This is a genomic window from Rhizobium aethiopicum (assembly GCF_014197535.1).
Classification (GTDB): domain Bacteria; phylum Pseudomonadota; class Alphaproteobacteria; order Rhizobiales; family Rhizobiaceae; genus Rhizobium; species Rhizobium aethiopicum_A.
In genome coordinates this window covers 75,405-97,093 of the sequence record NZ_JACIFV010000023.1, presented here as the reverse complement: position 1 = coordinate 97,093, position 21,689 = coordinate 75,405, and the positions used below count along the sequence as shown (strand labels likewise).

Annotated in this window: 29 protein-coding genes and 1 tRNA gene; 23 read left to right on the top strand and 7 right to left on the bottom strand. The window is 59.8% G+C overall.

What is annotated here, in order from left to right:
* Nucleotides 1–53: 53 nt before the first annotated feature.
* The 15 genes from GGD53_RS24760 to GGD53_RS24690 all read left to right on the top strand — a co-directional run bounded on the left by GGD53_RS24760 (nucleotide 54) and on the right by GGD53_RS24690 (nucleotide 9,857).
* Nucleotides 54–311 carry a helix-turn-helix transcriptional regulator gene (locus GGD53_RS24760; RefSeq protein ID WP_184459390.1) on the top strand — a complete coding sequence of 86 codons (258 nt, stop codon included), beginning with the start codon at nucleotides 54–56 and terminating at the stop codon, nucleotides 309–311.
* Between the two features lie 123 nt (nucleotides 312–434).
* Entirely contained in the window at nucleotides 435–2,819 is a 2,385-nt protein-coding gene (locus GGD53_RS24755; protein ID WP_184459389.1) for an ATP-binding protein, read from the top strand.
* On the top strand, nucleotides 2,816–3,556 hold the full coding sequence (locus tag GGD53_RS24750; RefSeq protein WP_184459388.1) for a helix-turn-helix domain-containing protein: 741 nt from the start codon (nucleotides 2,816–2,818) through the stop codon (nucleotides 3,554–3,556). Before GGD53_RS24755 ends, GGD53_RS24750 begins: the two co-directional genes overlap by 4 nt.
* 143 nt (nucleotides 3,557–3,699) lie before the next feature.
* On the top strand, nucleotides 3,700–4,140 hold the full coding sequence (locus GGD53_RS24745; RefSeq protein ID WP_246717877.1) for a hypothetical protein: 441 nt from the start codon (nucleotides 3,700–3,702) through the stop codon (nucleotides 4,138–4,140).
* A gap of 168 nt (nucleotides 4,141–4,308) precedes the next feature.
* Entirely contained in the window at nucleotides 4,309–4,527 is a 219-nt protein-coding gene (locus GGD53_RS24740) for a hypothetical protein (RefSeq protein WP_184459386.1), read from the top strand.
* Between the two features lie 61 nt (nucleotides 4,528–4,588).
* Entirely contained in the window at nucleotides 4,589–5,008 is a 420-nt protein-coding gene (locus tag GGD53_RS24735) for a hypothetical protein (RefSeq protein ID WP_184459385.1), read from the top strand.
* Nucleotides 5,005–5,397 carry a transposase gene (locus GGD53_RS24730; RefSeq protein ID WP_184459384.1) on the top strand — a complete coding sequence of 131 codons (393 nt, stop codon included), beginning with the start codon at nucleotides 5,005–5,007 and terminating at the stop codon, nucleotides 5,395–5,397. Before GGD53_RS24735 ends, GGD53_RS24730 begins: the two co-directional genes overlap by 4 nt.
* Nucleotides 5,398–5,402: 5 nt before the next feature.
* Entirely contained in the window at nucleotides 5,403–5,573 is a 171-nt protein-coding gene (locus GGD53_RS24725) for a hypothetical protein (protein WP_171049163.1), read from the top strand.
* 130 nt (nucleotides 5,574–5,703) lie between these two features.
* Nucleotides 5,704–6,015 (top strand): RNA polymerase subunit sigma-70, encoded by a 312-nt coding sequence (locus tag GGD53_RS24720; RefSeq protein ID WP_184459403.1) that lies wholly within the window; start codon nucleotides 5,704–5,706, stop codon nucleotides 6,013–6,015.
* A gap of 53 nt (nucleotides 6,016–6,068) precedes the next feature.
* Complete coding sequence (locus GGD53_RS24715; RefSeq protein WP_184459383.1) at nucleotides 6,069–6,650, top strand: hypothetical protein; 582 nt, start codon at nucleotides 6,069–6,071, stop codon at nucleotides 6,648–6,650.
* 284 nt (nucleotides 6,651–6,934) lie between these two features.
* Nucleotides 6,935–7,363, top strand: a complete 429-nt coding sequence (locus tag GGD53_RS24710; RefSeq protein WP_184459402.1) for a hypothetical protein — start codon at nucleotides 6,935–6,937, stop codon at nucleotides 7,361–7,363.
* The gene (locus GGD53_RS24705) at nucleotides 7,360–7,701 is read left to right on the top strand and encodes a hypothetical protein (protein WP_184459382.1); all 342 of its coding nucleotides are present in this window, start codon (nucleotides 7,360–7,362) and stop codon (nucleotides 7,699–7,701) included. Before GGD53_RS24710 ends, GGD53_RS24705 begins: the two co-directional genes overlap by 4 nt.
* A gap of 316 nt (nucleotides 7,702–8,017) precedes the next feature.
* Nucleotides 8,018–8,308, top strand: coding sequence for a CopG family transcriptional regulator (locus GGD53_RS24700; protein WP_184459381.1), 291 nt, complete (start codon nucleotides 8,018–8,020; stop codon nucleotides 8,306–8,308).
* A 113-nt stretch (nucleotides 8,309–8,421) separates the two neighbouring features.
* Entirely contained in the window at nucleotides 8,422–9,246 is an 825-nt protein-coding gene (locus tag GGD53_RS24695; RefSeq protein WP_184459380.1) for a hypothetical protein, read from the top strand.
* 128 nt (nucleotides 9,247–9,374) lie between these two features.
* On the top strand, nucleotides 9,375–9,857 hold the full coding sequence (locus GGD53_RS24690) for a hypothetical protein (RefSeq protein ID WP_184459379.1): 483 nt from the start codon (nucleotides 9,375–9,377) through the stop codon (nucleotides 9,855–9,857).
* Between the two features lie 57 nt (nucleotides 9,858–9,914).
* On the opposite strand, the gene ligD is transcribed toward GGD53_RS24690, so the two are convergent.
* Entirely contained in the window at nucleotides 9,915–10,967 is a 1,053-nt protein-coding gene (gene ligD, locus GGD53_RS24685; RefSeq protein WP_184459378.1) for a non-homologous end-joining DNA ligase, read from the bottom strand.
* A gap of 149 nt (nucleotides 10,968–11,116) precedes the next feature.
* Here ligD and GGD53_RS24680 point away from each other — a divergent pair, with 149 nt between their 5' ends.
* Together GGD53_RS24680 and GGD53_RS24675 are read left to right on the top strand one after the other, a co-directional pair.
* Nucleotides 11,117–11,395 carry a hypothetical protein gene (locus GGD53_RS24680; protein ID WP_184459377.1) on the top strand — a complete coding sequence of 93 codons (279 nt, stop codon included), beginning with the start codon at nucleotides 11,117–11,119 and terminating at the stop codon, nucleotides 11,393–11,395.
* Nucleotides 11,389–11,646 (top strand): hypothetical protein, encoded by a 258-nt coding sequence (locus tag GGD53_RS24675; RefSeq protein WP_184459376.1) that lies wholly within the window; start codon nucleotides 11,389–11,391, stop codon nucleotides 11,644–11,646. The genes GGD53_RS24680 and GGD53_RS24675 overlap by 7 nt, the downstream gene beginning before the upstream one ends.
* Before the next feature lie 186 nt (nucleotides 11,647–11,832).
* On the opposite strand, the gene GGD53_RS31975 is transcribed toward GGD53_RS24675, so the two are convergent.
* Complete coding sequence (locus GGD53_RS31975; protein ID WP_246717875.1) at nucleotides 11,833–12,234, bottom strand: hypothetical protein; 402 nt, start codon at nucleotides 12,232–12,234, stop codon at nucleotides 11,833–11,835.
* Nucleotides 12,235–13,145: 911 nt separating this feature from the next.
* On the opposite strand from GGD53_RS31975, the gene GGD53_RS24665 reads away from it, so the two are divergent.
* The 3 genes from GGD53_RS24665 (at nucleotide 13,146) to GGD53_RS32320 (ending at nucleotide 14,810) form a co-directional block, all read left to right on the top strand.
* The gene (locus GGD53_RS24665; RefSeq protein ID WP_210303332.1) at nucleotides 13,146–13,790 is read left to right on the top strand and encodes a DUF433 domain-containing protein; all 645 of its coding nucleotides are present in this window, start codon (nucleotides 13,146–13,148) and stop codon (nucleotides 13,788–13,790) included.
* A gap of 21 nt (nucleotides 13,791–13,811) precedes the next feature.
* Nucleotides 13,812–14,192 (top strand): DUF5615 family PIN-like protein, encoded by a 381-nt coding sequence (locus tag GGD53_RS24660; protein WP_184459375.1) that lies wholly within the window; start codon nucleotides 13,812–13,814, stop codon nucleotides 14,190–14,192.
* Between the two features lie 63 nt (nucleotides 14,193–14,255).
* Nucleotides 14,256–14,810: a hypothetical protein gene (locus GGD53_RS32320; protein WP_184459374.1), complete on the top strand. Its 555-nt coding sequence runs from the start codon at nucleotides 14,256–14,258 to the stop codon at nucleotides 14,808–14,810.
* 219 nt (nucleotides 14,811–15,029) lie between these two features.
* Here GGD53_RS32320 and GGD53_RS24650 read toward each other — a convergent pair whose 3' ends face one another.
* The 4 genes from GGD53_RS24650 to GGD53_RS24635 all read right to left on the bottom strand — a co-directional run bounded on the left by GGD53_RS24650 (nucleotide 15,030) and on the right by GGD53_RS24635 (nucleotide 17,273).
* On the bottom strand, nucleotides 15,030–15,248 hold the full coding sequence (locus GGD53_RS24650) for a hypothetical protein (RefSeq protein WP_184459373.1): 219 nt from the start codon (nucleotides 15,246–15,248) through the stop codon (nucleotides 15,030–15,032).
* A 216-nt stretch (nucleotides 15,249–15,464) separates the two neighbouring features.
* Complete coding sequence (locus tag GGD53_RS24645) at nucleotides 15,465–15,992, bottom strand: hypothetical protein (RefSeq protein ID WP_184459372.1); 528 nt, start codon at nucleotides 15,990–15,992, stop codon at nucleotides 15,465–15,467.
* A gap of 128 nt (nucleotides 15,993–16,120) precedes the next feature.
* A tRNA-Thr gene (locus GGD53_RS24640) sits at nucleotides 16,121–16,196 on the bottom strand.
* A gap of 117 nt (nucleotides 16,197–16,313) precedes the next feature.
* Complete coding sequence (locus GGD53_RS24635; RefSeq protein WP_184459371.1) at nucleotides 16,314–17,273, bottom strand: NAD(P)H-dependent flavin oxidoreductase; 960 nt, start codon at nucleotides 17,271–17,273, stop codon at nucleotides 16,314–16,316.
* Nucleotides 17,274–17,556: 283 nt separating this feature from the next.
* Here GGD53_RS24635 and GGD53_RS24630 point away from each other — a divergent pair, with 283 nt between their 5' ends.
* The gene (locus tag GGD53_RS24630) at nucleotides 17,557–18,756 is read left to right on the top strand and encodes a regulator (RefSeq protein WP_184459370.1); all 1,200 of its coding nucleotides are present in this window, start codon (nucleotides 17,557–17,559) and stop codon (nucleotides 18,754–18,756) included.
* A 24-nt stretch (nucleotides 18,757–18,780) separates the two neighbouring features.
* On the opposite strand, the gene ppk2 is transcribed toward GGD53_RS24630, so the two are convergent.
* Nucleotides 18,781–19,662, bottom strand: coding sequence for a polyphosphate kinase 2 (gene ppk2 / locus GGD53_RS24625; RefSeq protein WP_184459369.1), 882 nt, complete (start codon nucleotides 19,660–19,662; stop codon nucleotides 18,781–18,783).
* 241 nt (nucleotides 19,663–19,903) lie between these two features.
* Here ppk2 and phoR point away from each other — a divergent pair, with 241 nt between their 5' ends.
* Together phoR and GGD53_RS24615 are read left to right on the top strand one after the other, a co-directional pair.
* On the top strand, nucleotides 19,904–21,124 hold the full coding sequence (gene phoR, locus GGD53_RS24620; protein WP_184459399.1) for a phosphate regulon sensor histidine kinase PhoR: 1,221 nt from the start codon (nucleotides 19,904–19,906) through the stop codon (nucleotides 21,122–21,124).
* Between the two features lie 15 nt (nucleotides 21,125–21,139).
* Complete coding sequence (locus GGD53_RS24615) at nucleotides 21,140–21,541, top strand: endonuclease domain-containing protein (RefSeq protein WP_184459368.1); 402 nt, start codon at nucleotides 21,140–21,142, stop codon at nucleotides 21,539–21,541.
* Nucleotides 21,542–21,689 lie beyond the last annotated feature (148 nt).

Below are 21,689 nucleotides of genomic sequence, written 5' to 3'. Positions count from 1 at the left end.
ACTGCCGTACTCTGGTACACAGTGTTTTGTGTCGTGACGGAGGACGCGCGTCCATGGACCGTAAGGAATACATTACCCAGTCACAGCTAAAGCAGCGATATGCTGGCATTTCGGACATGACGGTCTGGCGTTGGATTCGGGCCGGACGCCTTCCGGAACCGGCTCTATTCGGCAATCGGAATTATTTCGACCTTGCGGAGCTCGATGAAGCCGACCGCCGGGCTAAGGAGCAGTACCGGCTGGCGAGGGAAAACGCGCCGAAGCATGCACCGCCGCCTCGCAAGACCAACACCGAAATCGTTACGGAATGAGCCCCCGCCGCATCGGACGCAGGAAGGGCTCGACTGGAATAGGCATCGGAAAGTGCCCGAAAATTAATCACATCGAGTTCAACGCGCCAGACCACGGCGGTTCCGAGCAAGAGAGGAACCGTTATGTCGCAATCGCCTTTCCACAGGCCAGCGGAGCGAAGCGTCACACAGCGCGAGAAAACCCGCGAGCGTGTGCGCCGACATCGTGCAGGGAAGAAGCAGGCGGCGGCGATTGAGTTCGTCAGAACGGATGCCAGCCTATTCCTGCACCCGGATCGCTTATCTCAGAAGGCTGGGGCGCCCAAGGCTCACCTGCGCCGGATGGCGATCAAGGAACTGGTCGACAACGCCCTCGACGCCGCGGCGACGGTGACCCTGGTCGAAGTCGACACCAACACGTTCGTTATCTCGGACAATGGTCCTGGGATCGCGCCCGAGAAGGTGGTCGAGCTCTTTTCCGTCACGCGGCCTATGATGTCGACTAAGCTAATCCGGCGCCCAACCCGAGGCATGGTTGGCAACGGACTGCGCGTCGCGACTGGTGCCGCATTCGCCTCGGGCGGCAAGATTATCGTCGAGAGCCGCAAGGTCCGCCAGGAACTCGACTTCGACCGCAGCACTGGCGAAACCATCGTCACCGCAACGGACGACAGCGATATCGCCGCCGGGACCAGGATCACGATCCGGTTCGGCGACGCACTGCCGATTGATCCGCAGGCGACCGCCTGGGGCAATCAGGCGATCCAACTCGCGGGACCGGCTGCAATGCCGATGCGGACACATCCGGGTTGGTATTCGGCCCCGGCGTTCAAGGAACTGATCGAAGCAGCGCGCGGCACGGCGCAAGACCTCGCAAATTTGTTCGGCGTCGAGTTGTGTAACGCTCCCGAAGATGAGGTTGAGCGAGGTCAATCGGGCGCGTCCGAGCGTTACATCGACCCTGAAGCGCCCGCATCCGAACTCTCGCTCGACGTGTTGAATCGTCTTGCTCCGCCGCCACCGAAGCTCTTGCCGGTCCCCGAGGATTCCTTCGGCGGTGCCTACAGGATCGAAAAAGGGTTAGCAGTGATCGGTGGCGCGGTTCCTGTGATCGTCCAGGTCTGGGCTAGACAGAAGGGCCGCAACGGTGCGGACGACATCACCCTGATCGTCAATCGGACCCCGACCGTCGCCGAACTATCGCTTTATTCAGGCGGAGATTCCTATTTCCAGGGCTGCGGCCTTTTCTGCGAACTGGGGCAGGTTCCGAAGGGTTCCTATCATCTGACCATTGCCATTACGACACCGGCCATTGCGCTGATCAGCGATGGCAAAACGCCTGACCTGACGCCGTTCCGGGGATACCTCGCCGCTGCCATTGGGTCGGCATTGCGCAAGTCGCACAGGCCGATCAGGCGGGGATACACGATCAAGGACGCTGCCTATCAGGCGATGGCGGAAGCCTATCTGAGAGCCAGCGCAGGCGGCACGCTGCCCGCAAACGCACGGCAGATCATGTACGCGGCGCGACCGGCGATACTGGAGATGACCGGCCATAGCAAACTGAACGATATCTATTTCACCCAAACGCTGTTGCCGGCCTTCATGGAGGAAAACCCGGAAACTTCGGCGCATTGGGATGTGGTCTACGATGCGCGCGGCCATCTGGTCGAGCCGCATACTGATCATTCGATACCGCTCGGCACATTGCACGTCCGTCAATATCTCCAGCGCCAACGGCGGCAAGACACCGGCGCGCTGATCTCGACCGCCGGCGGCCTGCACCAGACTGCCGGTCCCGGCGACCGCTACGGCGCGGTGCTGTTCCTTGAAAAGGAAGGCTTCGAGCCGCTGTTGCGGGCAACACGAATCGCGGAGCGCTTTGACATCGCGGTCATGTCGACAAAGGGTATGTCGGTTGTAGCCGCCAGGGCGCTGGTCGACCGGCTTTCCGCACAACGCCTTCCGATCCTGGTCGCGCACGATCTCGACATCGCCGGAATCAGGATCTTCGGCACGCTGGGATCGGACAGCACGCGCTACACATTCACCAACACTCCGGACATTCGGCGCCTGGGCCTGAGGCTTGAACAGGCCGAAGAGATGCAGCTGCAGGCGGAGCGCCAGGAGATCGAGGGCAACCACCACAAGGTGATGAAGGGCCTTCGCCGCTACGGTGCACCTCATAACGAACTGCTGTTCCTCGCCGGCGGCCGGCGCGTCGAGTTGAACGCGATGTCGTCGGACCAGTTCATTGAGTGGCTTGAAGCCGGGCTCCTCGAACACGGCGTGCAGAAAGTCATCCCATCGGTAGAGATCATCGAACAGCGGGCACGGCATATCCTCGGCCTGCAACGAATTAAACAGGAGATCGGCGATCTGGAATGCCGCGCACGGGAACAAGCCGCTATGGTCGACCTTCCTGACGATCTTGCCGAGCGCATCCGCTGCGAATTCGAGCGTGATCCGTCGATTCCATGGGAGGATGCGCTTAGCCTGGCCCTCGACGGTAAGGGGGACGCGTCATGAGCTACGGCGCCGTCCGATGGGCACGCAGTCAGCGTCTGGGTGACCCGGTCGCCAAGAATGTTTTGGTCGCTCTTGCCGAGCACCACAATTCCAAGACCGGGCAATGCAACCCGAAGGTTGCGACGATCTGCGAAGAGACCGACTTTTCTGAACGCGCGGTCCGCAAGGCCCTGACCAAGCTAAAGCAGGCCGGTCTCATCCGGGTCGAAGGCGGAGGCAAGGCGGGAAATAGCTATCACCTTTCGTGCGATTTTAACCGGCAGGCGGTGCCGGATAACGATGCCCCGGAACTGAATTTAACCGGCACCAGCGCCAGTCTAACCGGCACGTCGTGCACCCCTAAACCGGCACGTCGTGCACCCCCTTATAAAGAAGAACCGGAAAGGGAACTGGAAAGAACTGGGAGGGGGTTGCGCAAGCGCGAACTCGCCCCCGACCGCCGCGGCACCCGCATCCCCGAAAACTTCAGCCCGGACATCTCCATTGCCCTGGCGGAGGGTATGACGACCGAAGGGGCGAGGCGAAGCGCGCTCAACTTCGTCGACTACTGGAAAAATAGACCCGGTGCCGGAGGCCGCAAACTCGATTGGGAGGCAACCTGGAGAATATGGGCGCGGAAGGATGCCGCCGACGCAAATCGAAAGGGCACGGGCCAACAACAGCCACTTGCTAATCAATTCAAAGAAGCGGCGCGCCAAGCCCATCAGAAAGGCTCGCACGGGAGGATTGGCCAATGACGCAAACGAACGTACCAGCGGCCCAACCGGACGTAAGCCGCCCGGCCACTGAGGCCGAAAAACTTGCCGTGCTTGCCTGCTTGTTCGCGGCGTATCCCAGCCGAGCGCCAAACGACTTTACGCTCGTTAGGCGCGCCTACTTGATGGCGCTTGAAAACGTCAGCCAGTGGGGCTTATTCGAGGCCGAACGCCGGATAAACCAGGGTGCACTTAGCCATGGCTTCCTGCCGTCGCCGAGCGAATTGCGACGCGAAATCGACCGCGTGATGGAACCGTTTCGCGAAAGAGAGAGGCGGGCCGCCGAAGAAAAGCGCCGCTACCTCTGGGCTGAGGACGACAAGCCCCGCGCCCTGCCGGCGCCGGCCGGCGATCCGGAGGCCGTCGCCAAGTGGCGCGCCCGGCGGGCGGTCGAGAGGGCGGAGGCAGCCGCAAAGGCGGCAGGCGCTCCCGTCGATCGGGCGCTGTTCGCCGACAAAGACGAAAGAATGACACGCACGGCAGCCGACGCGGTCGACGATTACATGTCGCGCCAGAGCCGTCACCATTATCGTTCTTCAGAGCGGGGAGAGGAATTCGACGCATGACGGATACGCTCAGCCTGATCGACCAGCTAAATCGCGGAGCAAAAGCGCATGGCTGAGCGGCTCGGCAAGATCGAGGCGAAGCTTGACCGGGTGCTCGCTCAAGGCGAGCGCTCGGAGAATGTGGTGGAGCCGGACCTGGAAGCCCTTTGCGGGTGGGCTTGGTGATCGATGGGTGCCTCCTCCAAAGAGCGCCAGCGCCGTTACCGGGAACGCCGAAAATCCGGCCTCCGTGTAGTCCGGCTTGTGGTCGACGATGTTGCACTTTCCGTCGTGTTGGAGGCTCTGAATTTCCTCGATCCGCAGGACGCAGATGACGACCAAGCTGTCGAGCGGGGGCTTAATGACATGGTGCGGGTGCTGTGCCAGGGGCTGGCCGGTGACGCATAACGCCCCGCCTCAAGGCGATTTGCTACAGTGACAGCTCTCGGCATTCGAATAGGCGGCATAGATGGTAAGCCAAACTGCGTTACACGAAGCCGCCCATGTTCTAGCGGCACTTGGGAATGGGATCGACGTTCGCCATGTGTCGATTGACGCGGGCGAGGTAGTTCTTTTGCCGCCTGGGGAATTTCTGGAGCGCGGACACCACCATGGTGCGGTGGCTGCGGCATACGGGATTGTGGCTTTAGCCGGCCAAGCTGCGGCGCCGGAAACCGATCTGTCGCAGTCAGATCTGTTACTGCTCCGGCATGCGCTTTTCCTCGCTTCGTGGGCCGACCCACCTGAAGAGATGAACCGCGCACTCTCTGCCGCCGCGCGGCAGTTCGTGCTCGATCATCGTCAACAGATCGAAAAGCTTGCGCTTATTCTTGATGAACGCCGGTGTCTGACGGGCGCCGAGATCGCGGAGGTCATCAGCGGCCAATGACAGGCAAGGACGAAGACGAGCAGCTAGCCCTTATCGCGGCGCGCGCCGAGGAGATCAAAACCGGCCTCGACTCCAACTTCACGGAAGAGCAGCTTCAACGGCCATTGAGCAGGCGAATGGTTCACGCGCTCGTCGCGGCCACCACAGCCGCCACAGCCGCGAAGCTAAAGGCGCTCTCCGCCCGCATCTCAGAGCTTGAAGCTGGCGGCGTCCGCTACGCCGGCATCTGGCAGCGGGCTTTGCCATACAGGAAAGGCTCGGTCGTCACTTCAGATGGCGCAATGTGGATCGCGCTCGCGGATACGCCGGAAGGCGTCGTACCCGGCAGCGATCCGAGCATCTGGCAGTTGGCGGCGAAATCCGCCCGGCCGAAGGCATCAGGGAGGTGACGGCGATGACCAACCATCAGCAGCGGGAAGAGATAGCCGTCACCGCCTTGAACGCCGCTATCGCCTTTACCTGCCACTTCGGCCGCGCACCGGATAAGCGTGAGCGCGACCTCCTCCTGCATGCGCTCTTGCAGTATTTCGCTGAACGTGACGCACCGAGCGCGACGCTCCAGTGACACGCAGGCGTGCAGAAGGGGGGAGGTCCGATGCGAAGATGACCGCCGGCCACAAGACCCGCGCCCCCCTCATCCGCAGATTTTTTTTCGCCTGCGAAAACACGGTCCACGGAGATTTTTCCCGCCTGTGATGGAAAACCTGAACCGCCCGCCCGGACGCCCCCCGCACATCCCCAATATAACCGGCCGTCATCTCGTCCAGGTGCTTGCTTCTGAGGGCGTGCCGCAGGCGGAAATCTCCCGGGTTCTCGATATCTCCGAAAAGACATTGCGGAGGGCCTATCGCAGGCAGTTAGACATCGGCGCCGCGAAGGTCGAGGCCAAGCTTGTCGGCCATCTGCTCCGCCTTGCCGCCGGTACTGACGATGTGGCGCTCCGGGCGATCGTCTTCTTGCTTCGAAGCCGATTCGGCTGGTCGCGCTACGCCCCGCCGCCCCGTTAACAATTCTTTGAGTTCTGACGTTCAATGCTCCGGCTATATGCGGGAGGGGTCAAATGACGATAAGTGATTTGCGTGAACGCCATGCTGCCGAAAGTCGCATAGTCCGCGAAAGTGTCCGCACCTTCGTCATGGCGGCGCAAGCCGGAGACATCAAAGCGCTTTCCGATATCGTGTGCCAATTCGATCTTGTTTTCGGCCTTGGCCCGGCCTGCTTGCGTGCCGCCGCTCGATTGCCCCACGTGCCGTGGAGTACAAAAAAATACTTTCGCGAGCTTCATTACCACGACGGTGATCATCTCCGGCAGGAGTTAGGTGATCGCATTCTTGTCGACGCATATCGGGTGCTTCTGCCTTCCTATCGCGGTCCGGCGGTGTTGCTCTATCGCGGCGAAGGCGCAGATAACCGGCGGCGGCGCTGCTACGGCTTGTCATGGTCAGCAAACCGGTCTGTCGCCGAGAGATTTGCAGAAGGTACCTCCCGCATGTATGAAGACGGGTCGGTGCTTCTAGAAACATTTGCCCCGCCCGAAGCAATCCTGATGAAAATGCCGAAACGCTACGGCGAGGATGAATATCTTGTTGATCGCCGTAGCCTACGCGCCGTGCGCGTGCTGCAGCGGTCGCGGCGCATCTAATTCTGCATCGCCGGGGGTAGAGGCGCCGTCGCGTTGAAGGCAATCCGGTTCGCGTTGCAGTCACGCTTCGGATGGTCGCAATTTGCGCCACGACCACCCGACTGAAGGCAGGAAATCCCACATGGATGGAGGGGAAAACACCGGCGCTTTAAATCGCATGCAGGTGGTTTCGAAGCGAGCGCCCCACATCCTAAAGCTGCGTTAACGATATATTAAGATGCAATTTGACGTGGAGCGGAATTCTGCGATGTTCTCCTTGGGCAACTGAGGGGTTATCCGTGAAAATGTATCTGCTAGCTCGACGCTTCGGCGCCGTGGCAATGTCGTTTGCGTTGGCGGCCTGCACGACGACGCCGGCTGAGTTCAACAAGAAACCGTCCGCAGTCAGCAAAGCTGCGCTCTGCAAGACCGTATTCGAAACTCAAGACCCGCAATTTCAGGTCCAGCTTGTTGCGGAACTGAACCGACGCGGAATGAGTATCCCCGAATGCCAGCAGATGGTCCTCCAGCAAAGGCAAGCGGCAGCGGTGATGGTAGGGCTCGCGCTGGTCGGGACGGCGGCGGCGATATGCGCAAATGGCAACTGCGGCGGCGGTGGTTACACGCCGTATAGGCGCTATCCTGGCAATTGCTATTCCTATTACGACCGGGCGGCGGATGGAAGCTTGTGCGGAAATCGAAGCGCTATGTCCCGGCCAGGAGGATGGCAATGAGCGATAATAGCGGCGCCCTACCGTTAATCTTCTGTGCTGGGATCGGACTATGGTTCTGGCTTGGCGACCCTGGGAAATTCATTGCAAATAAACTCTATAAAGACGGCGCGGCACCGTGGGAAACCGTTGATGCGTTCTATTATCCCGATCGATCAAACTTATCTTTGTTCAAGAGTAGACCCGGCCTTAAAAGCGTCGATGAGTGCCGAGCCGCGGTGAACGTCTTGGCCTTTGACGCTTCAGACGCGGGCTTGAAGCGGGGAGACTACGAATGCGGTGTCGGCAAATTAAAGGGCGACTACTACGGCCTATCGGTTTATCGGCTGACCGTCAGATAACAATGCAAGGTAGCGATGATGCTCAAGGCGCTGGGCAGTTTGGTCAAAATATTGCTGGGCGTATCCGTGATAACCGGCCTAGTTCTGATTGTGGTTTCTCGCTGGGAAGACGACAGCAAGACGAACCAGTGGTACGCTTGCGAGGTCAAGCGGATTGAACATCGAATAGCCTCTGACGAATCTGGCTTCTATACCAGCTACTGCATGGAGGCAGAGGGCTATTTCCGACTCTCGCGCTGCGAGATTTCTCCTAGCCTTTCGCTGCCGCCGAGTTGTTACATACCTCGCTGGCGTTCGCACTTCTAAGGTTAAGGTGATGAAGTTGCCCGACATAGCCACCCTCCTCGAGGATGCCGCCGATCAAATCGCGGACATGTCTCGCGCGGACCTGCAGATCATGCTCCGCCGCGCAGCCCTGCTGTTGCGCAACTCCGGCTCAATCGCCTTCGAGGACGATATCGAAGAAGCTCTCCGGGATCTATCAGGCGAGTTCGGCAAGACGCGCAACGATACCGTCCGGTTCATCGTCCGGGAGTGGATGGAGAAGAATACCCATCTGCCGGTGCACGACCTGGACGAAGATGGTAACGTAGACGGCACCGCATGATCCAACGAACTCTGCTAGGCTTCTTTTTAACTGCCGGCCGTTATTAGTGAATTTTATTCTGGGACGTCCCCTTCTGACGTTCGAAATCGCAATAAATTTAGTCAAAAAGAAACATGACCGCATCCTACGTGTTGACACCTTTGAGCCCACTGCCGGTACTCCGCTTAACCCTGCTCTGCGGCTGGTGCTCTTTGATGGCAGGGATCTTTCTATGGTCGGTGCACCCGATCGCGTATGACAGTTGGCACATCGCCCCTGTCCTTATTAGTTTGTTATGGTTTTCGGGTCCGCTTGTGGCTTTTGCGATTTCAGCCGGTGCACTTATTATGGATCAGCCGGCTTCACGTTTAATGAAGCGGGCCGTCGCTGTGCACTTCGGGGTGAGTCTGGCTGTTGGGCTAGTGGTATCGGTGACAGACCAGATTAGTCCCGCCATCTGGTTGTTTCTATTGCTGGCTGCGCTGGTCGATCTGCCGATCCTTGCGCTCGCGCCAGGCTGGATCGATAGCCCGAGAGCGGTCAAACTGCTACACATGGTGGTGGCGTCGTCGGTTGCTGGACCTATTGCCGCCCTATTTCTTTGGTCCGCCCTCAACATCAAGATTGTGGAGTGGCGTGCACTCGCGGTCGCCGGTTCACATCCCTATTGCGTGCAGGTGCCCAAGGATTATCTCGGGCAGTACAAGGCAGTCACCCAACGCGCTGAATTGGCGGGTTTGAGGATGCGGACACCGTTTACAAATGGCGGTGGCTCCACCGACTACCAATTCGCGTTTCACGCAGTGCTCGTGGTCAGGAATGATGGTAAGGACCGGTTGTACAACTGGTCCTACTTCGCCCAAAGCTTCGTCCCCGTCTCCGATAGTGCGATAAAAGGGCTCACTCTTCGCGCTGATTGCGAGCCAATGGTTGCTTTTTTCGACGTAGTTAATCATTAGCGTTCGTGGAATTCCGGAACAGGTCGAACCTTGCGAGTTCATTGCCACGCCGCCGCGTTGCCGTGAACTATAGGTGCTTGATGACACGTTGGGTGGAAACCGTCATGCAATTCAACTAGTCGTCGTCCATGCTTAAGTTTGTAGAACTACAGCTCGGCCAGGGTTGGGTTGCAGAGCCAAATGCCCCCCAGCCTGAAGTTTCAGTTGCGGGCTCCAACGTCAACGTCTGTTTCCGCTCGCATAGGCCAGTGCGAGACGAAAAACCGTCAGGTATTCTCAGCGCTTTGAACCTATTTTCGAAGGCCGGTCCGAAGTTTGATGAGACATGGGGCACTCTAAGCTTCATTTGCTGCAGCCGGTGGCGCTGGGACAACACCAACGATCATGAATGGTATAAGGTAGATGGCCATGGTCGCTACAGTGGCATAGCTCCGCGATGGGGCGAGTTCTATGAGTTAGTTGGCCACGACCCGATCCGCGATGCCGTGCCGTGGGAAACAATCCACGAAGACACCGCCAACTCCCGACATTTTCTCTATTATTTTCGCGACGAAACGCTCGAGTTCATGGCCGAGGAGTGGTCGTTCACCCCTAGCCTGACGGTCTTGTGAGGCTTCTTGGCTCTTCTCGGACTTTAGTTTCGGTTGCGGATCGTAGCAGTTGCCGCACTATTCTAACTCATAAACCGCGGCATTATCCGCTGGATCCCGCAGCCCCTTGTACGATGGGTGCCGCAGCTTCCCGTCATGCGTCCAGGCTCGATATTCGATCTCCGCGACGAGTGTCGGCTTAATCCAGATCAGGTTTTTGCGATGGCCGGTATACCTCACCGCTGGCGCTGACACCTTCATCGTGTCCATGGTTGCACGCAGCTGCATTGCCTGGTCTGCCTTGAAGCCCGTTCCGACCGATCCGACGTAGACCAGCTGGCCTTCCTTTCGCGCCGCAAGCAGCAGGGCGCGGATATTCCCGAACGCCGAGCTGGACCTCTGATAGCCGACGATCGCGAAGCTGCCGCTCTGGATGCATTTGATCTTCTGCCATTCGCCGCCGCGCCCGCCGCGATACGTGCTGTTCCGGTCTTTGGCGATGATGCCCTCAAGCCCATGCTCGCAGGCGATGCGAAAGAGAGTGTCTCCATCCGCTTCGATCTCCTCGGAGAGACGTATAGCCTCCTCCCCGCCGGCCGGCACTACCCCCTCGAGGAGATGGCGCCGGGCGGTGAGCTCTGTCCCGGTGAGGTCGTGGCCGTCGAGATAGAGGACATCGAAGACCATCAAGACCGATTCCCACGATGTCCGCTTTCCGCCGCGGCCGCCGAGCGACTGCTGAAGCTTGCCGAAATCCGATCGCCCCAGCTCATCAAACACGACGGCCTCGCCGTCCAATATCGCTGTTGAAACAGGAAGGCGTTTTGCCGCGGCCGCAATGGCAGGAAAACGGTCCGTCCAGTCATGACCGCCGCTGGTCAGGATCCGGACACCCTTCGGCTCGATATGAACGGCCAAGCGGTAACCGTCCCATTTCACCTCGAAAGCCCACTGCCGCCCTTTCGGTGGGCGCGGCTTCAACAGCGCCAGGCATGGATCAATGCGCGCCGCCATTGGGTCGAGGGTAAGCTGATGCTGTGCCGGGTCACACTTCTTACGCGGCCGGCTGCGGAGCGGTGCGTCAGCGTCACCCAGCAGCGGCTGAGAAGGCTTGCGAGGCGGCTTTGTCATGACCGCAGTTCAGCAGCCACACCTTAAAAAGCAATTGACTAAGATTGATTATTGACTCGCCTGCGGACGAGAACATATTAGCAACATCGCTCGGGCGGAGCATTCAACAACAATGCGGCAGAAAGGACCTCGAAAGGGGATGATAACGCATGGCCGAAACAATCGGCGAGGCAATGGACGCAGGATGGGATGTCACCGCGAGATGCGCATGGGGAAAGCGAGAGGGGCTGAAGAGCGTGCGTGAATGCCAATGGAAGCACCGGCTGGATCTGGTCACCCTCGTGGCAACTCGCGGGCGCGACTTCCCGCTCGCCATGCTCTCGCAGCGCATGCGCTGCCCGGTTTGCGGCAGCCGCCGCGTGGCGATCGCCTACCTGCCAAAGAGCGCGCCGCGGGCCATGACGATTGAAAGGGGACCGAAATGGTAGGCGCCCGACGGTTTCAGGAGTTCAAGGACTGGTCGCCGGGTTATATAAACGTCACGCCAGAACACGTCGCCATCATGGCCGAATGCACCGCCTGCGGCGCGGCGCGGGAATTCGCAAGGGAGAGCTTGCCGAGCCACCTGCAATTCTCACTGATCAGCGAGATTGAGCAGCGCTTAAAGTGCACAGAGTGCGGAGCGAAGGCTGGAAAACTGAAGTTTGGGTTTCATGTGGGGGAGCATCATGAGCATTGAAGGACATTCGACGGCGCCGGGGGCGAACGTCATCGCGGAGCACCATTGTTGCGTCGCCGGCTGCGCGAAGTGGGGCGGCCTCGGTTTTGCCCCGAGCAAAACCGTCGAAACGCATTGGTGGTGCGCGCACCACTACCCCTTTTGGAATAGGATCAAGGATATTAGCAGCGGTTCCGACAGATAGTGTTACCCGCCGCCACTGCCTTCCGTATTCGATTCGTCGGCCATTGGAAGACCTGCTGTCTTGATCATCAACCAGACGAACAAAATCAGCGCGACCAGCGCAGGAACGCCCAAAAGAATACAAAAATAAATCACCACTGGAAGGTCGTGAATTCCAATGAATAATTCCTGCGCGGCACACTTATCCGCCATGTAATCTTTGAAATGGTAACACTTGCCGGCGTCGGGGAATAAATAGAAAGCGCCGTCCACAACCAGCAGGAAGCCAGCCGCGATGGCCATGGCCTCGAGCAGTTTTCCATTTGCTTGCCGCCTGAGTGACAGCTCCGGTTTCGTTTTCTTAACCGACCAGAGTAACTTGGCCAACAGAAAGCACGCAGCTGTCCCGAGAAACTGGGCGAGCATAATCACCAAAAAAGGTTGAAAGCGGGTTTGACGATGTGGGCAGTAAGAGCAGCCAGAAATCCCACCAGCCCCAGTACTGACACTGCGGACACAAAGGTCAGCCCGTCCCGCGTCACTACTGCACGGTAGAGCCCGTAAGACGCCCAGGCGGTCAGGGCTATGGGGACGGGGCCGATGGGCCAAGGAAACGAGAGATCAACCATGCCCTGACTATGCCTGAACACGTCCGTTACTCAACCGAAATGCGGAAGCAAACCCGCCCTCCTCAAACGTTGTTGTTACCCGGTGACCCGATGATAGCGTCGAGCGTCGTTTCGTTCGATGCGCGCGGAAGTTCGATCCTAGAACCCTGAGGCGACGCTTTCGCCGCAAGTTGGACGTCGGCGCCGCAAAACTGGAATCCGCTCGTGTCGGCCATCTGCTCCGCCTTGCCAGCGGCAACGGTGACGTGGCCTTGCGAGCGATCCGGTTTGCGCTCAAAGCTCGTTTCGGTTGGTCGGAATATGCGCCTCCACCGCCGCTCTGATCGCCACCACGCAGCGTGGCGATGTACCGGGGCGGCCCTGGGGGTGCTTCCGCGATTGCGGCGATTTTGCGTCCGCCTCACATCAGCGAATCAGTGTCCCTGGGTCCTGCCGACAAGGTTTTATCAAACGGCCCGCCCGCAAAGGGTTCCTTCGGATTGGTGGACGCGCCGACGCCGATCCCGGACGTGCCGAGTTTCGGCCCCACATGCCCGCTCGCTCGATCCGGGGGCTTTCTAGTGTCGGGTACCGAAGAAAGCATCATAGCCCTCCACTGGACTTAAATGACCCGAAGCAAGCGCGCCCACAATTCGTGAGCCCCCTCGATTTGCCACATGGATATTTTAACGAAAGCAGCCTATGTCTTTATCGCGAGAGAGGCAAAGCATGGCAATGGAAACGCCCAGAGTTGTTATTTCCGCGTTCACCGAGGAGCAGGTTGAACGCTTGACGGGTGTTACCGTGCGCCAACTCAAGCACTGGGACAAAACCGGCTTTTTTGCCCCCAGTCTCGCGTATGACGATAGAAGCCAAGCTTACAGCCGGCTCTACTCTTTCAGAGATCTTCTTTCTCTGAAGATACTGAACTCCCTTCGAAATGATGCAAAAGTTCCGCTTCCCCATCTTCGTGCTGTTAAGGACAAACTCGAGCATCTGGGAGAGGATTTGTGGTCTAAAACTACACTGTACGTCCTTAATCGTAGAGTGATATTCGACAATCCAATTACCGAAGCAAAAGAAGAGGTCTTGTCCGGTCAGGGTGTCCTGCAAATTCCGCTTAAAGTTATTACGGGTGATATGAATCGCGCTGTTGAGAAGATGCGGGAGCGTGACAAATCTTTGTTCGGTAGGATTGAGAGCAAGAGGGGCATAGCGAACAGCAAACCTGTTGTTGCGGGAACAAGAATTCCTGTCGCTTCAGTGAAGGCTTTCGCTGACGCTGGCTACACCGTCGAGGAAATAATTAAAGAGTACCCGACACTTACCCCCGAAGATATTGCCGCAGCGATTAGACATGGAGCCGCTGCTTGATCATCATACGAGGGCGTCAGGTTGCGGTTTTTTCTTGACGCAAGCGTTCCGGATTCAGTCGGAACTGTACTTTTAGACGCTGGCCACGAGGTCATCTACCATCGGGAAGCCCTCGATGAGGGTGTGAAAGATCCCGTGGTCTGCCAGACCGCCTTGGAAAACGAGGCCATACTCGTCGCAGTAGACGGCGATATGAAGCAGTTGACGAAACGCTTCGGCAAGACAGACGAGAGATTCAAGAATCTTCCGTTGCTTATGTGCGCTTGTAATCTTCCCATGGCTTCAAAACGGGTCTCTCAGGCGATATCGCTGATCGAGCATGAGTGGGAGCATTCCGAAGAGAAGGTGGGGCGGCGCCTTTGGTTGGAGATCACCAACCATTGCATTTCCACCTATCGGTAGGGTAGCGGCTGCATAGTTCCCCGGCTGTGTACTTACACACATCTGACCAAGGGCGCGCGAGCCATGGCCGTCGCCATGATGTACCCGGAGCCGGAGAAGGGCGGGCGCGGGAAGAAAAAGGCGGAAGAAATTTCCACCCTTTTCAGTGCGAAGCTCTTGCAACAAGACCGGACGGTCCTCACCCATTCAAGACCCCTCACTGACTCCGTGCTTGCCGGCGGCAAGCCGTTCGACGTCGCCTATCAAGCGGGCAAAAACCGCCATCCGCGTCGCCAGCTAGGCACCGGTGGGCGGCGCGAAGAAACAGTTGACGTAGTTTTCCGTCGGATGAAGGCAAATATGGTACTGGCCATCGCCGGAGGGTATTTCGTCGCCATATGGAATGAAGAACACGTGTGGTTTTGTCGCAAGGTGGTGGTCTCCCACGTGCAGGAAGACCGAAAAACCACGTCGCCCCGGATGAATATCGTCAGCGGGGATGGCTTCACAATCTCCACCATTATCGTGAGCCTTGCAGCACGCGAGCGGATAGGTCCAGCCGCTAGCCGCTTGATGGGCGTCGGCTCCAATTGGAGTGCCGAGAGAGATAGTCGCAAGTGTGATCAGGGATATGATTGATGAGACGAGTGTCATAGCACACCTCCTTTGGAGGCAGCTCCTCAAAGAACGCCAAGAAGTTGCTCACTGATTGCAGGAACGCGCGTTGTCTTCTCGATGCATGATAAGTCGTAGTACCGGACGATTAGGGTCCGGGCAGGTCGCCCTGCGCCTCTCACATCCGATCGCTGAATTAGGATGCGATCTGCGAGGAAGGCGTACTGCGGTCAGATGCCGGGCCTAAAACGCCCTCGGCACTTTCCTATCTAAACATACCGCTCCGCTGCGGTTGTGTGAAATCAACTTCTTGATGTGGCGACCCTTTGGATGTCTTACCTTGGCGGCGGGGAAGATTTCGCCGGCCTCGATGCGCTCCGCGATGATCGCCTGGATGTCCGGGTCGGCCTTGGCTACCTGTTCCAGCACGAACGGCTGAATGTTTCCCGTCACGGGAAACAATGCTGGATCCCTTTAAAAATCTCGATTGATCGATAGGCCGATGTTTTGGGGATATGCGGTAAGCGGGTCGCGAGCCACCCCGTAAAGCCACCCTCATCGCGCCGATACCTGAAAGGCTCCTGGGCGCCGGCGACGCGAGATGTTCGGTACGGAGCATAATCCCCCGGCCGGATCGACGAAGCGCGCTGGCGGCCCCGTGGGAGGCAAGGCGGAGCATCAGCGCCGGGTGGAGAGGTTCCAGAATTCACAGAGCAGATCGAGGAATTCGCGGAGGTCGCGGGCGGCCTTTAGCTTGGCCCTCTTGCTGGCACCTGGGCCGACGATCTCACCGAGGGAATAGCCCTCGCCACATATCCGGGACACCAGCCGGTACCCTTTGTCGCCGAGCAGAGGTCGAATCCGACGAAGCTGCTCGGCCGCATGCATCTGCCGGTGACCGATCGGGTCCGCATGGGTGCCGCCGTCCACCGGCTCCCGGCCGTAATCGACCGCCCGTGTGCTCCGGCACATCGCTTCCCACAAGGCGCGGAACCTCGTCGCGGCGGCGAGCTGAGCCGCGTCGATCCGGCCGCGCGAGGCCAGCATCGTAATGGCACTTTCCCTGATGTTGACGATCGCCGGAATGGTTCGGGGGTTGCCCGCCTCACCGTCATGCGCCGGGCTGAAGTACGGGTTCGGGATCGTCACCGCCCGTAGGGACCGATGCGGATCGGATGACGGCGTTCTTTTCGAGGAGACGGGCATGGGGGAAGAATGACACAAGGCCGGGGAAACCGGAAAGCCAATTTTCCCCCAGATTTTCCCCCTAGGCAGCGCGCGGTGCGAAACGTTCCGCACCTGAAACGATATCTTATTAATTTTGTTGAAGTTTTTGGTGCCGCTTACGTGACTCGAACACGTGACCCCATCATTACGAATGATGTGCTCTACCGACTGAGCTAAAGCGGCATTTGGCGGCCGAAGCGTGCGGCCTGCGATTTGCATGGCGCTGATACAGGCATTGTCTGAAGATTTCAAGCACCCTGTCATGCCTTTGGTAAAAAAGAGAGAGGCTGTGAAAGACCTTCAGAGCGCGAGCCGCGTGCGGGCGGCCTTGTATTCGGCCTCCAGCCGGTCGACGAGATTTGCCACCGGCTCCACCGCCTTGATGGCGCCGATGCCCTGGCCGCTGCCCCATATGTCCTTCCAGGCCTTGGCGCCGCCGGTCGCCTGCTCGAAATCCATCTTCGAGGGATCGGCGACGGGCAGGTTGTCGGGATCCATGCCGGCGGCGATGATCGAGGGCTTCAGATAGTTTCCGTGCACGCCGGTGAAATAGTTGGAGTAGACGATGTCGGTGGCTGCGCCGTCGACGATCGCCTGCTTGTAGGCGGGCGCGGCGCGCGCTTCCTCTGTTGCGATGAAGGGCGAGCCGATATAGGCCATGTCGGCGCCCATCGCTTCCGCGGCCAGGATGGCGCCGCCGGTCGCGATTGCGCCGGCAAGCAGCAGCGGCCCGTCGAACCATTCGCGGATTTCCTGGACGAGTGCGAAGGGCGACAGCGTGCCGGCATGGCCGCCGGCGCCTGATGCCACCGCGATCAGCCCGTCCGCACCCTTGCGGATCGCCGAGTGGGCGTGGCGGTTGTTGATAATGTCGTGCAGCACGATGCCGCCATAGGAATGCACGGCGGCGTTGACCTCGGGCACGGCGCCGAGCGAGGAGATGACGATCGGCACCTTGTATTTGACGCAGAGCGAGAGGTCGTGCTCCAGCCGCTTGTTCGACATGTGGACGATCTGGTTGACGGCAAAGGGTGCGGCCGGCCGTTCCGGATGTGCGGCGTCGTGGCGGGCGAGTTCCTCGGTGATCTCGGCCAGCCATTCGTCGAGCTGGCTTTCCGGCCGGGCGTTCAGCGCGGGGAAGGCGCCGACGACGCCCGCCTTGCATTGCGCCAGGGTCAGCGCCGGATGCGAGATGATGAAGAGCGGCGAGCCGATCACCGGCAGTCTGAGTTTGTCCTTGAGGATCGGGGGCAGGGCCATGGTTTACCGCTCGCATTGACGTTTACGAAAACGTCAATCTCATAACAGAGAAGAAAAGCCGATAAAAGAGCGGCCGCCACGCCTTCGTCGATTTCACGCGGATATATCAGGCGCGAATGAAGAGGGTAGGGCCTGGGAGCCGCGAAAGCTGGCGATTATCGCCGCCGATCAGCGACCGGCGGGGCTGCAAGGCTTGCGGTTTGCCGCGCTTGCCGCTACCGAATTTTGATGGAGAACGGCAGGGACGGCAGTCCGATGCCGGGTTCGAAGTGAAGGACTTGACGTGAGCGGATTAGAAACGGCCATCAGAACAGCGCTCGAAAATGCCGATCGCGACAATCCGGAGGTTCGAGCGAGGATCTACCAGTCGGCCCGCCAGGCGCTGGAAGCCGGCCTGCGCAAGCAGGATATCACCGATGCCGAGGCCGTCGCCCATCACCGCCATCGTCTGGAAACCACCATCCACGCCATCGAAAGCGAGGAGCGAGACCGACTACATCCGCGCCAGAGACCGCCTGAAGTGCCGGTGCCGCCGGTCGTCGACATGCCGGCACCGCCGGCTCACCGCGGGGATGTGGCCGATATCGACAGCCTGATCGACAGCCCGGTGGCGGCGGGCGAGACCCGTGGCCCCGACGTGATCATGCACCGCAGCGACGAGTCGCCCCTTGACGACGTGCATGCGAGCACCGCCGATCATCTCTCGGCTGCCCCGCTCGGCGAGGAGCGGCTCGCGCGCGGCCAGCGCGCCGCCAACATGGATTTCCGCCCGGAGCGGGCGGCCGGCCGCCGCAAGCCGCGCAAGTTCTTTTCGAGGCTTCTCGTCTGGTGTGTGCTGCTCGCCTTCATCGGCATCGGCGCCTGGTGGGCCTATACGTCGGGCCTGCTCCTGACGGCGGCCGAGCGCGACACCAGCGTCGCCAATCCGCCGGCCAGCACCCAGCCGGAGGATTTCACCGGCAACGACGACAGCGCCGATAATGCTGCCACCCACACCGATCAGCCGGTGACCATCGATCCGCAGAACAGCTTTTCGGCCGATTGGATCCCGGTGTTCAAGCCCGATGAAGCCGACAAGATCAAAAGTGGTCCGCGGGCGCGCATCGAAAACATCACCGAGAACGACGGCCCCGCCGTGCGCCTGATTTCCGAAAGCGGTGCGGCTGACGGCAATATCTCCGTCAGCGTACCCGCCTCGGTCCTACAGCAGCTTGCCGGCAAATCCTCGACCATCGCCCTGACGCTGCAATCGACCACCGACGAGCCGACGCAGGTTTCGGTCGAATGCAATTTTCAATCGCTCGGCAATTGCGCCCGCCATCGCTTCAGCGTCACCCGCGAAAAGTCGGATGCGCTGCTGCAGGTAAGCTTCGACCGCTCGCTCGCGCCGAATTCGCCCGGTACGCTTGTCATCAACAGCGATCTCGACGGCAAGGCGCGCGGCATCAACCTGTTCGCGATTCGCATCCTGCCGGGGCAGTGACGCGGCTTTTCGCCGTCCGACGACCTATTTCAGGAAGCCGGGGCCCGAGCCGATGATCTCCTTATCGATCTCGCCGAGCGCCGCTTTGTCCTTGCCGTCATAGTCCATCCTGTCGAGCATGTGACGAATGAGCTGCAGACGCGCGCGCCGCTTGTCATTGGCGCGAATGACCGTCCATGGCGCGAAATCGCTATGGGTTTCCCTCAGCATTCGGTCGCGTTTTTCGCTGTAATCGCCCCATTTCGTCAGCGCCGCGACATCCATCGATGAAAGCTTCCAGACTTTCAGCGGATCGTGCCTGCGATCATGGAAACGCTTGAGCTGCATCTCCCGGCCGATATCGAGGTAGAATTTGAAGAGGAAGATGCCCTCATGGGCGATGATCTTTTCGAGCTGCGGCGCCTGGTTGAGGAAGCCTTCATATTGCTGCGGCGTGCAGAACCCCATGACCGGTTCGACGCCGGCGCGATTGTACCAGGAGCGGTCGAACAGCACGAATTCGCCTGCGGTCGGGAACTGCGCGACATATCGCTGGAAATACCATTGCCCCTGCTCGCGCTCGGTCGGCTTGGCGAGCGCGACGACGCGCGCAAGGCGCGGGTTCATATGCGCCGAGGAGGCCGAAATCGCGCCGCCCTTGCCGGCCGCGTCGCGCCCCTCGAACAGCGCCATCACACGCTTGCCCGCCGACTGCAGCCAGAACTGCACCTTGACGAGTTCCACCTGCAGCTTTGTGAGCTGCTCCAGATAGTCCTCCTCATTGAGTTTCTTCTTGTAGGGAAAGCCGCCGGACTCCAGCGCATTTTCCTCCACCCAGTCCGGCAGCACCGGATCATCGACGTCGAAGATGCGCTTCTTGCCGTGGATATCGAGCTCCACGGCCCTGCTTTCGACAGCCTCGCCCATATGCTCCTCCTGCGCTGGTGGTCCTCTTGCCGCAGGCGAACATATTTGCCGTTGAAAATCAAATCTTTCGCTCTAGCCCGGCGATTTTTCTTGAAGCTGTGCTGCAGTCTTTCGCTTGAGCGGCGCCAGCCGAAAACTTCTGTCATGAATTGTCGCTATCAGGCAGAGTTCAATATAAAGAAAAACGAATCGACGCCGCGAGGCCCAGTTGCAAGACGAAACCCCCTGGAGAAAAAGCCTGCTGGCGCGCATCCGGCGTGAACGGCCGGTACTGCTTGCGGCCATCCTCAGCGCGCTAGCCGCCCTTGCCGCCGGGATGAACAAGTGGGTCGTGCTCGTTCTCCTGCTCGTCATGATCTTGACCGCGCTGTTCAATGAGGCGCCCGTCCTCAAGGCGGAACCCGTCGAGCCGGTGGAGGCGGAGCCGCAAGCGCCGCCAAGCCGCCTGCCTGACATTTCCGCGACACTTGCCGGGCTCGATATCCCCGCCATGGTGCTGTCGGACGACGCCTCGGTGCTGTTCCAGAACCGCGCCGCCGAAAAGGCCTTCGGCGAGGTGGCGCTCGGCGCCCATATATCGGCCCGGCTGCGCTCGCCCGGCGTGCTCGACATGGTGCGCGAAACCATCGCCACCAATGCGCCGAACCAGATCGAGCATGCCGAGCGGCTCCCGTCCGAACGCGTCTACATCGTCCGCAGCGCGCCTGTCGAATTCCAGGCGGACGGAGAGCCGGAGCGGTTTTTCATCCTGTCCTTCCGCGATATATCGGAGGTCCGCCGCATCGACCGCATGCGTTCGGATTTCGTCGCCAATGCCAGCCATGAGCTGCGCACGCCGCTTGCTTCGCTGCGCGGCTTCATCGAGACCATCCAGGGTCCGGCGAAGAACGATCAGAAGGCGCAGGCCCAGTTTTTGGGCATCATGCTCGATCAAGCGACGCGCATGAGCAGGCTGGTCGATGACCTCTTGTCGCTCTCCCGCCTGGAGTTGAAATCGCACATCGCGCCGGACGAGAAGGTTGACCTTGTGCCGCTGCTCGGCCATGTCCGCGACTCGCTGGTGCCACTCGCCAGGGATGTCGGCGTCGACATCAACCTGCATCTGCCGGACGGAAAAGTGGAGGTGCTGGGGGATCGCGACGAGCTTGTCCAGGTGTTCGAGAACCTGATCGAGAATGCCTGCAAATATGGCCAGGAAGGCAAGACCGTCGATGTCTGGCTGAAGAACGGCGCCGGAGCGCCCGTGGAAGTTAGCATCGTCGACAAGGGGCCGGGCATCCCGGCCGAGCACGTGCCGCGTCTGACCGAACGCTTCTATCGCGTCAGCATCGAGGACAGTCGCTCGAAGAAAGGCACCGGCCTCGGCCTTGCCATCGTCAAACATATCCTCACCCGCCACCGCGCCCGGCTGATCGTCAAGTCCGAAGTCGGCAAGGGCACCGATTTTACGGTGCGCTTCTGAGGCGGAGCGATTTCGATGAGAGGCGCCAAGCCAAAAACCACCGCCCGAGCACGATCACTGCGCCAATCGGACAACGACGCAGAAGGTAAATTGTGGCACGAGCTGCGCGACCGCCGGCTCAACGGACACAAGTTTGTCCGGCAATTACCGATCGGCCCCTATTTTGCAGATTTCGCCTGTCGTGAACTGCGGCTCGTCATTGAGATCGACGGCAGCCAACATGCGGACAATCGGCGGGATGGAATTCGCGATACTTTCATGACCAACAATGGCTGGTCGGTGGTTCGTTTCCGGAATGTAGACGTGCTGAGCGCGCTGCCCTCCGTGCTGGAGACGATCGTTGCAATCTGCGACGGGCGGCTGGCGGCACGCGTCGAGGCAACGGATCTGCGGTTCTTTCCGGCTGTGGGCAATTAGCGATGGCGTGCCGTGCGATTTGCCCCTCACCCTAACCCTCTCCCCGTAATGACGGGGCGAGGGGACATGCCCTATGAGAGGCCTGCGAGGAACTGAGAGGTCGCGGCACGCCCCCTTCGCCCCGCGTGCGGGGAGAAGGTGCCGGCAG

What these genes read in the sequence shown, in the direction of transcription:
- GGD53_RS24760 (WP_184459390.1), top strand. Translation starts at nt 54, where the DNA reads ATGGACCGTAAGGAATACATTACCCAGTCACAGCTAAAGCAGCGATAT.
- GGD53_RS24755 (WP_184459389.1), top strand. Translation starts at nt 435, where the DNA reads ATGTCGCAATCGCCTTTCCACAGGCCAGCGGAGCGAAGCGTCACACAG.
- GGD53_RS24750 (WP_184459388.1), top strand. Translation starts at nt 2,816, where the DNA reads ATGAGCTACGGCGCCGTCCGATGGGCACGCAGTCAGCGTCTGGGTGAC.
- GGD53_RS24745 (WP_246717877.1), top strand. Translation starts at nt 3,700, where the DNA reads ATGGCGCTTGAAAACGTCAGCCAGTGGGGCTTATTCGAGGCCGAACGC.
- GGD53_RS24740 (WP_184459386.1), top strand. Translation starts at nt 4,309, where the DNA reads ATGGGTGCCTCCTCCAAAGAGCGCCAGCGCCGTTACCGGGAACGCCGA.
- GGD53_RS24735 (WP_184459385.1), top strand. Translation starts at nt 4,589, where the DNA reads ATGGTAAGCCAAACTGCGTTACACGAAGCCGCCCATGTTCTAGCGGCA.
- GGD53_RS24730 (WP_184459384.1), top strand. Translation starts at nt 5,005, where the DNA reads ATGACAGGCAAGGACGAAGACGAGCAGCTAGCCCTTATCGCGGCGCGC.
- GGD53_RS24725 (WP_171049163.1), top strand. Translation starts at nt 5,403, where the DNA reads ATGACCAACCATCAGCAGCGGGAAGAGATAGCCGTCACCGCCTTGAAC.
- GGD53_RS24720 (WP_184459403.1), top strand. Translation starts at nt 5,704, where the DNA reads ATGGAAAACCTGAACCGCCCGCCCGGACGCCCCCCGCACATCCCCAAT.
- GGD53_RS24715 (WP_184459383.1), top strand. Translation starts at nt 6,069, where the DNA reads ATGACGATAAGTGATTTGCGTGAACGCCATGCTGCCGAAAGTCGCATA.
- GGD53_RS24710 (WP_184459402.1), top strand. Translation starts at nt 6,935, where the DNA reads ATGTATCTGCTAGCTCGACGCTTCGGCGCCGTGGCAATGTCGTTTGCG.
- GGD53_RS24705 (WP_184459382.1), top strand. Translation starts at nt 7,360, where the DNA reads ATGAGCGATAATAGCGGCGCCCTACCGTTAATCTTCTGTGCTGGGATC.
- GGD53_RS24700 (WP_184459381.1), top strand. Translation starts at nt 8,018, where the DNA reads ATGAAGTTGCCCGACATAGCCACCCTCCTCGAGGATGCCGCCGATCAA.
- GGD53_RS24695 (WP_184459380.1), top strand. Translation starts at nt 8,422, where the DNA reads ATGACCGCATCCTACGTGTTGACACCTTTGAGCCCACTGCCGGTACTC.
- GGD53_RS24690 (WP_184459379.1), top strand. Translation starts at nt 9,375, where the DNA reads ATGCTTAAGTTTGTAGAACTACAGCTCGGCCAGGGTTGGGTTGCAGAG.
- ligD (WP_184459378.1), bottom strand. Translation starts at nt 10,967, where the DNA reads ATGACAAAGCCGCCTCGCAAGCCTTCTCAGCCGCTGCTGGGTGACGCT.
- GGD53_RS24680 (WP_184459377.1), top strand. Translation starts at nt 11,117, where the DNA reads ATGGCCGAAACAATCGGCGAGGCAATGGACGCAGGATGGGATGTCACC.
- GGD53_RS24675 (WP_184459376.1), top strand. Translation starts at nt 11,389, where the DNA reads ATGGTAGGCGCCCGACGGTTTCAGGAGTTCAAGGACTGGTCGCCGGGT.
- GGD53_RS31975 (WP_246717875.1), bottom strand. Translation starts at nt 12,234, where the DNA reads ATGCTCGCCCAGTTTCTCGGGACAGCTGCGTGCTTTCTGTTGGCCAAG.
- GGD53_RS24665 (WP_210303332.1), top strand. Translation starts at nt 13,146, where the DNA reads ATGGCAATGGAAACGCCCAGAGTTGTTATTTCCGCGTTCACCGAGGAG.
- GGD53_RS32320 (WP_184459374.1), top strand. Translation starts at nt 14,256, where the DNA reads ATGGCCGTCGCCATGATGTACCCGGAGCCGGAGAAGGGCGGGCGCGGG.
- GGD53_RS24645 (WP_184459372.1), bottom strand. Translation starts at nt 15,992, where the DNA reads ATGCCCGTCTCCTCGAAAAGAACGCCGTCATCCGATCCGCATCGGTCC.
- GGD53_RS24635 (WP_184459371.1), bottom strand. Translation starts at nt 17,273, where the DNA reads ATGGCCCTGCCCCCGATCCTCAAGGACAAACTCAGACTGCCGGTGATC.
- ppk2 (WP_184459369.1), bottom strand. Translation starts at nt 19,662, where the DNA reads ATGGGCGAGGCTGTCGAAAGCAGGGCCGTGGAGCTCGATATCCACGGC.
- GGD53_RS24615 (WP_184459368.1), top strand. Translation starts at nt 21,140, where the DNA reads ATGAGAGGCGCCAAGCCAAAAACCACCGCCCGAGCACGATCACTGCGC.